At 68.4% G+C, this 10,650-nt stretch carries 9 protein-coding genes and 1 pseudogene; 7 read left to right on the forward strand and 3 right to left on the reverse strand.

Annotated elements, in window-relative coordinates; all coding sequences use genetic code 11:
• Positions 1-44 precede the first annotated feature (44 nt).
• The 3 genes from V7067_RS00780 (at position 45) to epsC (ending at position 3,534) form a co-directional block, all read left to right on the forward strand.
• Positions 45-1,085, forward strand: coding sequence for a 2-oxoglutarate and iron-dependent oxygenase domain-containing protein (locus V7067_RS00780; protein WP_334173959.1), 1,041 nt, complete (start codon positions 45-47; stop codon positions 1,083-1,085).
• Positions 1,086-1,197: 112 nt separating this feature from the next.
• The gene (locus tag V7067_RS00785; RefSeq protein ID WP_334173960.1) at positions 1,198-2,529 is read left to right on the forward strand and encodes a PLP-dependent transferase; all 1,332 of its coding nucleotides are present in this window, start codon (positions 1,198-1,200) and stop codon (positions 2,527-2,529) included.
• Positions 2,530-2,604: 75 nt separating this feature from the next.
• A complete protein-coding gene (gene epsC, locus V7067_RS00790) occupies positions 2,605-3,534 on the forward strand; it encodes a serine O-acetyltransferase EpsC (protein WP_334173961.1) in 930 nt (309 codons plus the stop codon).
• Positions 3,535-3,575: 41 nt separating this feature from the next.
• Here epsC and V7067_RS00795 read toward each other — a convergent pair whose 3' ends face one another.
• The 3 genes and pseudogenes from V7067_RS00795 to V7067_RS00805 all read right to left on the reverse strand — a co-directional run bounded on the left by V7067_RS00795 (position 3,576) and on the right by V7067_RS00805 (position 6,269).
• Positions 3,576-4,229 carry a methionine ABC transporter permease gene (locus tag V7067_RS00795; protein WP_334173962.1) on the reverse strand — a complete coding sequence of 218 codons (654 nt, stop codon included), beginning with the start codon at positions 4,227-4,229 and terminating at the stop codon, positions 3,576-3,578.
• Between the two features lie 76 nt (positions 4,230-4,305).
• Positions 4,306-5,301: pseudogene (locus tag V7067_RS00800) on the reverse strand (ATP-binding cassette domain-containing protein); the annotation flags it as partial.
• A 98-nt stretch (positions 5,302-5,399) separates the two neighbouring features.
• Positions 5,400-6,269 (reverse strand): MetQ/NlpA family ABC transporter substrate-binding protein, encoded by an 870-nt coding sequence (locus V7067_RS00805; RefSeq protein WP_334173963.1) that lies wholly within the window; start codon positions 6,267-6,269, stop codon positions 5,400-5,402.
• A gap of 884 nt (positions 6,270-7,153) precedes the next feature.
• On the opposite strand from V7067_RS00805, the gene V7067_RS00810 reads away from it, so the two are divergent.
• From V7067_RS00810 to V7067_RS00825, 4 genes are read left to right on the forward strand one after another with little or no spacing between them, the layout of a single operon-like run.
• Positions 7,154-7,999, forward strand: coding sequence for a MetQ/NlpA family ABC transporter substrate-binding protein (locus tag V7067_RS00810; protein ID WP_334173964.1), 846 nt, complete (start codon positions 7,154-7,156; stop codon positions 7,997-7,999).
• Between the two features lie 25 nt (positions 8,000-8,024).
• Positions 8,025-8,828: a MetQ/NlpA family ABC transporter substrate-binding protein gene (locus V7067_RS00815; RefSeq protein WP_334173965.1), complete on the forward strand. Its 804-nt coding sequence runs from the start codon at positions 8,025-8,027 to the stop codon at positions 8,826-8,828.
• Positions 8,828-9,958, forward strand: coding sequence for an ATP-binding cassette domain-containing protein (locus tag V7067_RS00820; RefSeq protein ID WP_334173966.1), 1,131 nt, complete (start codon positions 8,828-8,830; stop codon positions 9,956-9,958). The genes V7067_RS00815 and V7067_RS00820 overlap by 1 nt, the downstream gene beginning before the upstream one ends.
• Entirely contained in the window at positions 9,939-10,592 is a 654-nt protein-coding gene (locus V7067_RS00825; RefSeq protein WP_334173967.1) for a methionine ABC transporter permease, read from the forward strand. The genes V7067_RS00820 and V7067_RS00825 overlap by 20 nt, the downstream gene beginning before the upstream one ends.
• The last annotated feature ends 58 nt before the right edge of the window (positions 10,593-10,650 follow it).

Below are 10,650 nucleotides of genomic sequence, written 5' to 3' on the forward strand. Positions count from 1 at the left end.
CGTTCAGACACGCCGTTCCTGCAACCGGCAAAGGAGCCGAGATCGTGACCGACGCCGTCGCAGGTCTTCCCGTTCTGGATATCGCCCGCCTCGACGGTCCGCCCGCCGAACGGGCGGCCTTTCTGGCCGATCTGCGAACCGCGGCGCGCCGGTTCGGCTTCTTCTATCTTCGCGGTCATGGCATCCCGCCGCAGGCGGCTGAGCGGGTGCTGGACGCCGCGCGGCTGTTCTTTGCATTGCCGGAGGCCGGCAAGCTCGCCGTCGAGATGGTCAACTCACCGCATTTCCGCGGCTACACCCGCACCGGCTTCGAGCTGACCCGCGGCCAGCAGGACTGGCGCGAGCAGATCGACTTCAATTCCGAACGTCCGCGCCGCCCGTCTGCGCCGGCGGACCGGCCATGGGCGCGGCTGCAGGGCCCCAATCAGTGGCCCGAGGCCCTGCCGGGGCTGAAGCCGGTCGTGACCGACTGGCAGGAGCGCCTCACGGCGCTCGGCATCCGCGTTCTGGAGGCCTTCGCCCTCGCGCTCGGCCAGCCGCGCACGGTGTTCTCGCCGATCTATGCGCACGCGCCCAACCAGCATGTGAAGCTGATCCGTTACCCGGGCCGCGGGCCCGGCACCAGCGATCAGGGCGTCGGCGCCCACAAGGATTCCGGTTTTCTCACCCTGTTGCTGCAGGATACCGAGCCGGGCCTTGAGGTTGAGATCGACGGGGCGTGGATCGCCGCGCCGCCGGTGCCCGGCACCTTCATCGTCAACATCGGCGAGATCCTCGAAATGGCCTCCGATGGCTATCTGAAGGCCACGGTGCATCGCGTGGTCAGCCCCGCGGCGGAACGCGAGCGGCTTTCGGTGGCCTTCTTCCTCGGTGCCGACCACGATGCGGTGGTGCCGCACCTGACACTGCCGCCGGAGCGGGCCGCCGAGGCGCCGGGCGCGGCGCAGGAGCCCGACAATCCGCTGTTCTACGAGGTCGGCCGCAACTACCTGAAGGGCCGTCTGCGGTCGCACCCCGACGTCGCGCGCCGCCACCATGCCGACCTGATCGAGGCCGGTGCGCCGGCTGCGGCAGGCGTCTGCTGAACGACGCCTGCTGAACACGGCGCGGCCGCCCGGTGCCGGGCGTCCCGCGCCTTCCCGCTTCAGTCCCTGCTTGACCGGCGCCGCCGCGCGGCGTTCCGAAGGAGGCCATGCCATGTCCCGTTCCAGCCTGAAACCCGAGACGCTCGCCATCCATGGCGGCACCTGGCGCCGGGATCCGTCGACCGGCGCGGTGGCGGTGCCGATCTTCCAGACCACGTCCTACCAGTTTCAGGACACCGCCCACGCCGAGCATCTGTTCGACCTGTCGGAGGCCGGCCACATCTACACCCGCGTCTCGAACCCCACACAGGAGGCCTTCGAGACGCGCATTGCCGAGCTGGAGGGCGGCGCTGCCGCGCTCGCCGTGGCCTCCGGGCAGACCGCCTCGGCGTTTTCCATCCTCAACCTCGCGGAAGCCGGCGACAATTTCGTGGCCTCGACCGATCTCTACGGCGGCACATGGGCGCTGTTTGCGGCCACCATCGCCCGTTTCGGCATCGAGGTGCGCTTCGTCGACCCCTCCGACCCGGAGAATTTCCGCCGCGCCACCGATGCGCGCACCCGGGCCTACTATGCCGAGACGCTGCCGAACCCGAAGCTGGCCGTGTTTCCCATCCGTGAAGTCGCCGCGATCGGCCGGCCGCTCGGCATTCCGCTGATCGTCGACAATACCGCCGCCCCTCTTACCGTGCGCCCGTTCGAGCACGGTGCCGCGGTGGTGGTCTACTCGGCCACCAAATATATCGGCGGCCACGGCACCTCCATCGGCGGGCTGATCGTCGACGGCGGCAACTTCCCGTGGGAGGATTTTCCGGAGCGCCAGCCGCTGCTGCACCGGCCGGACCCCAGCTACCATGGCGCGGTGTGGGTGGAAGCGGTGCGGCCGCTCGGCCCGGTCGCCTATGCCATCCGCGCCCGCACCACCCTGCTGCGCGACATCGGCGCCGCCATTTCGCCTTTCAATGCGTTCCAGCTCATTCAGGGCCTTGAAACACTGCCGCTGCGCATTCGCCAGCACAACGCCAATGCGGAAAAGGTGGCCCATTTTCTGAAGAACCACCCGCGGGTGACGCGCGTCATCTATCCCGGCCTTGCCACGGGCGAGGACAGGCGGCGTGCCGAGACCTATCTGACCGGCGGTTTCGGCGCCCTCGTGGGCTTCGAGGTGGACGGCGGGCTGGAGGCCGGGCGGCAGTTCATCGAGGCGCTGGAGCTGTTCTACCATGTCGCCAATATCGGCGATGCGCGCTCGCTGGCGATCCATCCCGCCTCCACCACTCATTCCCAGCTCTCCGCGGAAGACCGCCTGCGAACCGGCGTGACACCCGGCTATGTGCGCCTTGCCATCGGCATCGAGCATCCCGACGACATTATCGCCGACCTCGAACAGGCGCTCGGCCGCACCGGCGCCGCAGCCGGCGATGCCCGCGCCGCCGCGCAATAAGCCTGCGCTGCCGCCGGAGTTCCGCGCCTTGCGGCCGGCGGCATCCCCCTTTCGTTGCAGCCCGGATTCCCGCCCATGACGGCAGCCCTGTTCCGCCCCGATCCGCGTCTGGCCGGCCTCGGCAACGCAGACTGGAACCTCGATTCCGTCGTGAGCGCCCTGCGCCATTCGCGCGACGTGAGCCACAACATCCGCCGCCATGCCGCCGGCGTGGAGCTGCCTTCGCGGCAGGCGCTGGAGGAAATCGTCGCGGGCCTGACGGCCGCCCTCTTTCCGAGCCATTTCGGTCCGCCCGACCTGACAGCGGAAAGCGTGGACTATTTCGTCGGCGCAACGCTCGCCCGCAGCCTCAGCGCGCTGGCAGTGGAGGTGCGCCGCTCCCTGTGCTTTTCCGCCGACGGCCGCGACCCGGCCGACTTTACCGAGGCCGCCACAGAGCTGACCCGCGCGTTCGCCGCCCGTCTGCCGGACGTGCGCGGCCTGCTGGCCGACGACATCCGGGCCGCCTATCACGGCGATCCGGCGGCAACCTCCTATGCGGAGATCCTGATCGGCTATCCGGGCATGGTGGCGGTGCGGCACCATCGCCTCGCCCATGAACTGAGGCGGCTCGGCGCGCCGTTCCTCGCCCAGTTCATCTCCCGCCTCGCCCATGCGCGCACCGGCGTCGATATCCATCCCGGCGCGCAGATCGGCCGGCAGTTCTTCATCGACCACGGCACCGGCGTCGTCATCGGCGAAACCGCGGTGATCGGCAACCGCGTGCGGCTCTATCACTCCGTCACCCTCGGCACGCGGCGCTTCGAGACCGATGCCGAGGGCGCGCTGGTCAAGGGCACGCTGCGCCACCCCATTCTGGAAGATGGCGTGGTGGTCTATGCGGGCGCAACGCTGCTCGGCCGCATCACCATCGGCGCCGGCTCGGTGATCGGCTCCAGCGTGCGGCTGACCCACTCGGTGCCGGCGGGAAGCGTCATCACGGCGCCGGTGCATCAGGAAGGCTGACAAGGCTGCGGCCGGGGCGCGGGTGCCCCGGCCCGCGCGCCTCAGCGATGGTCGACCCGCTGCGCCAGCCGGTCGCCCAGCCATTGCAGGCCGCACACCAGCGCGATCAGAACCGCGACCACGGCCAGCATCACGCCCGTCTCGAAACGCTGGTAGCCATAGCGGATGGCAAGATCGCCCAGCCCGCCGGCCCCGACCGCGCCGGCCATGGCCGAGGCCCCGACCAGCGTCACCAGCGTCAGCGTGAAACCGGAAACCAGCCCCGGCAGCGCCTCCGGCACCAGCACATCGGTGATGATGGTGCGGCGGCTGGCGCCCATGGCCCGCACCGCCTCCACCAGATCGCGGTCGACCTCGCGCAGCGAGACCTCCGCCATGCGGGCGTAATAGGGGATGGCGGCAATCGACAGCGGCACGATGGAGGCGGCGGTGCCGATCGAGGTGCCGACGATCAGCCGCGTCACCGGGATCAGCGCCACCAGCAGAATGATGAACGGCACCGAGCGGAAGCCGTTGATGACGGCGCCCAGCACCCGGCTGATCCACGGTGCCTCAAAGATGCCGCCGCTGCCGGTGGTGGTCAGCACCAGCCCCAGCGGCAGGCCGATGACCAGCGAGATCAGCCCGGAGGCGAGCGTCATCACCAGCGTTTCGCCGATGGAGCGAATGAAGAGATCAAGCAGCACGGGCGACATCGCCGGCCTCCAGATGCCCCAGAACCGAGACGGCAAGCAGGTCTTCCGCCGCCGCGCTGGTGCGCACGGCCGCTTCCGCGATATCGGCCGTCACGGCCGGCAGCGCGAGAAAGGCGGTGGCCAGCGCCACGCCCTGCACTTCGGCAAGGCCGCCGTGAAGCAGGCTGACCGGCACCGAGAGCGCTCCCGACAGAGCCGCGATCAGCGGTGCGCGGGCCCCCTCGCCCTTGAGATCCACCCGCAGCACGACCGCGCCGCGGCCCTGCCCCGGCGGGCGCAGGCGGGCGGCAAGATCGGGCGGCAGCGCCGGCGTCATGTTGGCCAGCAGCGCCTGCGTCGTCGGCGCCTGCGGTGCGGCGAAGACCTGCCACACCGGCCCTTCCTCCACGATGCGTCCGCCATCCAGCACCGCCACGCGATCGGCCACCTGCCGGATCACATCCATCTCGTGGGTGATGATGAGAATGGTTAGCCCGAGGCGGCGGTTGATATCGCGCAGCAGCGCCAGAATGGACTGCGTCGTTTCCGGGTCCAGCGCCGATGTCGCCTCGTCGCACAGCAGCAGCACCGGATCGGCGGCGAGCGCGCGGGCAATGCCGACGCGCTGCTTCTGGCCGCCGGAAAGCTGCGCCGGATAGGCCGACGCCTTTTCGGCAAGCCCCGTCAGCGCCAGCAGCCCGGCCACGCGCTCCGCACGCCGCGCCCGCGGCCAGCCGGCGATCTTCAGCGGCAGTGCCACGTTCTCCGCCACCGTCTTGGCGGAGAGCAGGTTGAAGTGCTGGAACACCATGGCGATGCGGCGACGCTCTTCCTGCAGCGCGCGGCCGCTGAGGGCGGTGATATCGCGGTCGCCGATCAGCACACGGCCGCTGTCGGGCCGCTCCAGCGCATTGATGCAGCGGATGAGCGTCGACTTGCCGGCCCCCGAGCGGCCGATGATGCCGACGATTTCGCCGCGACGGGCCGTCAGCGACAGGCCCCGGAGCGCCGTTGTCTCGCCGAAGCGGCGGGAGATGTTATCCAGCGTGACGACGGCTTCGGCCGGTCTGCCGGAGGGTGCGGTGGCGGTCATGAGAGATGCCCTCGTGAAACAGACCCGGTCCGGCACCGCGCGGGGCGGGCCGGACCGGGCCGGTCGTGGCGGATGCTGCGATCCGGCGGCGGCCGGCCTTACCAGGCCGGGATGCCGGTGCCCTTGTAAGCCTTCTCCAGCGCCGTCTTCACGGCGTCGTTCTGGTAGGAGGCGACCAGCACCGCGACCCACGGCTGGTTCTGATCGCCTTCGCGCACCGCGATGAAATTGCGATAGGGGTTATCGGCCAGCGGCTCCTGCGCGATGCGCTCGGTGGCGGGGTTGAGGCCCGACTTGAACGCCCAGTCGGTGTTCACGACCGCCGCGTCGAGATCGTCGACCGAGCGGCCGACGATGCCGGCATCCAGTTCCCGGATCTGCAGCTTCTTCGGGTTGGATTCGACATCCGCCACCGTGGCCAGAATGCCGGTCCCGGGCTTCAGCTTGATGAGGCCGGCGCCCTCCAGAACGCGCAGCGCGCGCCCCTCATTGGAAGGATCGTTCGGAATGCCGATAACCGCGCCTTCCGGCAGCGCCTCAGCCGAACTGAACTTGCGGGAATAGAGCCCGATCGGCCAGACGGCGGTGTAGCCGACCGGCACGATGCGATAGCCCTGCGTCTTGATCTGGTTGTCGAGATAGGGCTTGTGCTGGAAAGCGTTGGCGTCGATCTCGCGGTTTTCAAGCGCCTCGTTGGGCTGGGTGTAATCGGAGAACACGACCGTCTTCACCGTCAGCCCGCGCTTCGCGGCCTCCTCGGTGACCACGCGCCAGACATCCTCGTCCTCGCCGGCAATGATGCCGACGCTCACGGCCTTGTCCTCGGCCCGCGCACTGCCGATGCTGCCGCCAAGCGTCGTGACGGCGAGCAGCGCGAGAGCAAAGGCCCCGAGGGCGCGGCGGGTGAGCCCGCCGGCCGGCACCGCAGCCGGCCCGGTGGCCGCACGGAACTGTTTCTCTGCAATCATGAAAGCGGTTTCCCCTGAAAATCGGACGGCCGGAGGAGCCCGGACCGCGCGGCGGTCCGGCGCTGAATGGCTGACGGTGGAGGCGAACGGAAAGCGGCGGCGCGCAGGGCCCCTGCCGTTGTGGCAGCGGACTAAGTGAGGCCGCCCGGCAGGTCCGACCACCTGCGCGTGAGGCTGCCCGCGGGCGATCAGCCGTGCCGGCAACAACGCCGGCGACAACGACAACGCATCTGCAGCCTGAAAAAGATCACCCTTCACTCTCCCGGAGACCGGCGGAAAGACACCCGTGCCTGAATGGGCCCGGCGGGCGTTGCCCGCATCTCTCCGTCCGGTAAGGCTCAATCATGCCGGGGAAGCCACGGATGGTCGAGAAATGCCCATTTCACAGGCACACCGTGATGCAGAAATGATCTTCTTCTGACAGGCAGGGCAGCAGAACGGCGTTGGGGCCGGGCGCGCGATCGCGGTTGCGACACAGCGGCGATGCGATCGGCGGCCGGCCGGGGAAGTGTCTTCGGGAGGAAGCGGGTGCGGAGGCACGGCATGGCGGCGAGTGGAACGGCGTTGCCTCGGCCGCCAGCCGGACGAGCGCCGGCGCCGGCGACACCGGGCCCGCCATCATCCGCAGGCTGAAATGGCCTGGCACCCCGCCCCGTACAGCCATCCGTTTCAGGTCGGGCAAATTTCTGTCAAAACGACTGTTTGATAGAATAATTCACCGTAAGTGCGTTCATATTCAGAATACGCTCCGTTCCAGAAAGCACATCAGAAATCCTACTCTCCGGTGAAAGCCGACGCCTGCCAGTTAAGATGGCGGTGCGGCGGCGCCATTGTTCCGGCTCTGCAACGCGCGTGACGGAACCATCCACCGGAGAGCGATCACGATGCCGGCACGCTGCCCTGCAACTGCTGCACCCGGCCCGCTGCGGCGCCGCCTGCCCGCTGCGGCGGCCGTGCTGCTGGCCATGCTGGCCGCATTCCCGGCCATGGCCGGGGTCAGGGTCGGGGTCACGCCGGGCGCACTGGCCGATTCCATCCACGTTGCGGCAGAAGAAGCCCGGACGCAGGGGCTTGATGTCGAGGTGGTGGAGTTCAGCGACTGGACGATGCCCAACCGCGCGCTCGACAACGGCGATCTCGATGTCAACTATTTCCAGCATCAGGCTTTTCTTGACAATGTCGTGCGGGAAACCGGCTTCAGCCTGAAAAGTGTCGGCATCGGCATTCTGCCGAATATCGGCCTCTACTCGGAGAAATACACCGCTCTGGCCGACATTCCCGACGGGGCCACGGTGGCGGTGGCCAGCGACCCGGTCAATCAGGGTCGCGGCCTTGCTCTGGTGGAGGCTGCCGGCCTGATCCGCCTGAAGCCGGGCATCGGCGCGAAGGCCACCCTCGACGACATCGCGGAAAATCCGCGCCATCTCCGCTTCGTGGAAATCGAAGGGCCGCAGCTGGTTCGCGCGATCGCCGACGTCGATCTCGCGCAGGGCTATCCCGCCCATTATGTCAATGCCGGGCGCAGCGACTTCGCCGGAAAGGCGCTGATTTACTCCGGCGTCAGCGATCAGTATTTCGCCATCCGCTTCGTTACGCGAACCAACCGGGCCGATGACGGGGATATCGCGCGTTTTATTTCGCTTTATCAGACATCGCCGGCCGTGCGCAAACGCATCGACGCCTCCTTTGCCGGTAACGCAGCGCTCTACACGCTTCCCTGGCTCCAGTGAGCCTGACATCTTCGGAGTCCAAGAGATGAAATTCGCCCGACTGCTGCTTGCCGCCATGGCGCTGTCGCTCAGCCCGCTGGTCGCAGAGGCTGCGAACCTCAGGATCGGCGTGGTGCCGGGGGCCTACGCCGACGCTGTCAATGTCGCCGCCGAAGAGGCCAAGGCGAAGGGCATCGATGTCGAGGTCATCGAGTTCAGCGACTGGACGACACCCAATGTCGCGCTCGATGCCGGCGACATCGACGTCAATTTCTTCCAGCACCGGCCCTTCATGGAGAATGCCGAGAAGCAGAAAGGCTACAAATTTGCGGTCGTCGGCGCCGGCATTTTGCAGAATCTCGGGCTCTACTCGCTGAAGCACAAGAGCTTTGCGGAAATTCCCGATGGCGGCACCGTGGCAATCGCCAACGATCCGGTCAATCAGGGCCGCGGGCTTCTGCTGCTGCAGAAGGCGGGCCTGATCAAACTGCGCGACGGCGTCGGTTTTCTGGGCACGGTCGACGACATCACGGAAAATCCCCGGCACCTGAAGTTCACCGAGGTCGAAGGCCCGCAGCTGGCGCGCATCACCGGTGACGTGGATCTGGCGCAGGGCTATCCGCACTTCATCGTGGCCGCCGGCACGTTCGACCCGACCAGCGGGCTGCTCTATTCCGGCGTCGAGGACAAGCTGTTCGCGGTCAGCTTCGTGACGAAGGAAGACCGCAAGGATGACCCGACGATCCGCGAATTCGTCCGCATTTTCCAGACCTCCGATGCGGTCAAGGCGCAGATCCACAAGTCCTTCGCTAACAGCGACAAGCTCTACATTCTGGCGTGGCAGAACTGATGACCGGTCTGGCACTGGGATATGGAGCGCCGGCGGGGCGCGCAGCAACCGGCACCGCCTCCGCCATTCCGATCGCCGGCGCCGGGCAGCGCGCCGCCGGCTCGGTCCGCTTCGAGGCCGTCTCCAAGACTTACCTGTCGTCGGCCGGGGCGGTGCATGCGCTGGACGGGATCGAACTGGAGATCCCCGCCGGCGCCATCTTCGGCATCATCGGCCGGTCCGGTGCCGGCAAGTCCAGCCTGCTGCGCACCATCAACCGGCTGGAAGAGCCTTCTTCCGGCCGCGTGCTGATCGACGACGAGCCGATCGGCTCGCTCGACGAGAACGGTCTGGTGGCGCTGCGCCGCCGCATCGGCATGATCTTCCAGCACTTCAACCTGCTCGCCGCCAAGACGGTGCGGGAGAACGTGGCGCTGCCGCTGCTGGTGGCCGGCGTGCCGAAGGCCGAAATTGACCGGCGGGTCAGCGAGGTCATCGGCCTCGTCGGGCTTCAGGGCAAGGAACAGACCTATCCCTCGCGGCTCTCCGGCGGGCAGAAGCAACGTGTCGGCATCGCCCGGGCGCTGGTCAGCCGGCCGGAAATCCTGCTCTGCGACGAGGCCACCTCCGCGCTCGACCCGGAAACGACGCTGTCGATCCTGCGGTTGCTGCGCGACATCAACCGCCGCCTCGGCATCACCATCGTGCTCATCACGCACGAGATGAGCGTGATCCGCGAGATTTGCAGCACGGTGGTGGTGCTGGAGAAAGGGCGCATCGCAGAGAAGGGGCCGGTGTGGCAGGTCTTCGGCCAGCCCCGACACGATGCCACCCGCGCCCTGCTGGAGCCGCTGACGCCCAGCCTGCCAGACCGCATTGCCACGCGGCTGCTGCCGGCGCCGGTGCCGGGGGCGACGGCGGTGGTGCAGATCGCCTTTTCCGGCCAGACGCAGCCGGACCTTTCCGCTCTGGCGGCCGCCGCCGGCACGCCGGTGCGGCTGCTGCAGGCCGGTGTCGACGAAATTCAGGGCCATGCCGTCGGCCGGCTGCTGCTCGCCATCGGGGGCGGACCGGCGGCGGACCTGACGGAGCGGCTGCGGCGGCTCTCCGCCAACGTTGAGGTGATCGGCTATGTCCCCGCAGATGATTGACCGCCTCTGGCAGGCCTTTCTCGATACGCTGTTCATGGTGGGTGCCTCTGCCGGCATCGCCGTTGTCGCGGGGGTGCCGCTGGCGCTCTTTCTGGTCACCTCCGGCCCCGGCGGCATCTTTCCCGCCCCGCGGGCGAACCGGCTGGTGGGCACGGTCGTCAACGGCTTCCGCGCCGTGCCTTTCATCGTGCTTCTGGTGGCGCTCATTCCGTTCACCCGTCTGGTAACGGGCACCACCATCGGCGTGTGGGCCGCCATCGTGCCGCTGTCGGTCAGCGCCACGCCGTTTTTTGCCCGCATCGCGGAGGTTTCGCTGCGCGAGGTGGATGCCGGGCTGATCGAGGCGGCCCAATCCATCGGCTGCCGGCGGTGGCACATCCTGCGCCATGTGCTGCTGCCGGAAGCGCTGCCCGGCATCATCGGCGGCTTCACCATCACCGTCGTCTCGATGATCGGTGCCTCGGCCATGGCCGGGGCCGTGGGGGCCGGCGGGCTCGGCGACGTGGCAATCCGCTACGGCTACCAGCGCTTCGACACCACCGTCATGGCGGCGGTGATCGCCATCCTGATCGCGCTGGTCTGTCTGGTGCAGTTCGCCGGCGACACCGTCGTGCGGCGCCTGAGGGCCCGCTGAGCGACCGCACCCCTCCCATCTCGGTCCCGCTCCTGCGGCGCCCGAACCTGCGGCCGGC

Origin of the sequence: Pseudoxanthobacter sp. (assembly GCF_036822375.1) — a bacterium.
In the GTDB taxonomy this organism is placed as follows: Bacteria; Pseudomonadota; Alphaproteobacteria; order Rhizobiales; family Segnochrobactraceae; genus Pseudoxanthobacter.

What these genes read in the sequence shown, in the direction of transcription:
- V7067_RS00815 (WP_334173965.1), top strand. Translation starts at nt 8,025, where the DNA reads ATGAAATTCGCCCGACTGCTGCTTGCCGCCATGGCGCTGTCGCTCAGC.
- V7067_RS00810 (WP_334173964.1), top strand. Translation starts at nt 7,154, where the DNA reads ATGCCGGCACGCTGCCCTGCAACTGCTGCACCCGGCCCGCTGCGGCGC.
- V7067_RS00785 (WP_334173960.1), top strand. Translation starts at nt 1,198, where the DNA reads ATGTCCCGTTCCAGCCTGAAACCCGAGACGCTCGCCATCCATGGCGGC.
- epsC (WP_334173961.1), top strand. Translation starts at nt 2,605, where the DNA reads ATGACGGCAGCCCTGTTCCGCCCCGATCCGCGTCTGGCCGGCCTCGGC.
- V7067_RS00795 (WP_334173962.1), bottom strand. Translation starts at nt 4,229, where the DNA reads ATGTCGCCCGTGCTGCTTGATCTCTTCATTCGCTCCATCGGCGAAACG.
- V7067_RS00825 (WP_334173967.1), top strand. Translation starts at nt 9,939, where the DNA reads ATGTCCCCGCAGATGATTGACCGCCTCTGGCAGGCCTTTCTCGATACG.
- V7067_RS00805 (WP_334173963.1), bottom strand. Translation starts at nt 6,269, where the DNA reads ATGATTGCAGAGAAACAGTTCCGTGCGGCCACCGGGCCGGCTGCGGTG.
- V7067_RS00820 (WP_334173966.1), top strand. Translation starts at nt 8,828, where the DNA reads ATGACCGGTCTGGCACTGGGATATGGAGCGCCGGCGGGGCGCGCAGCA.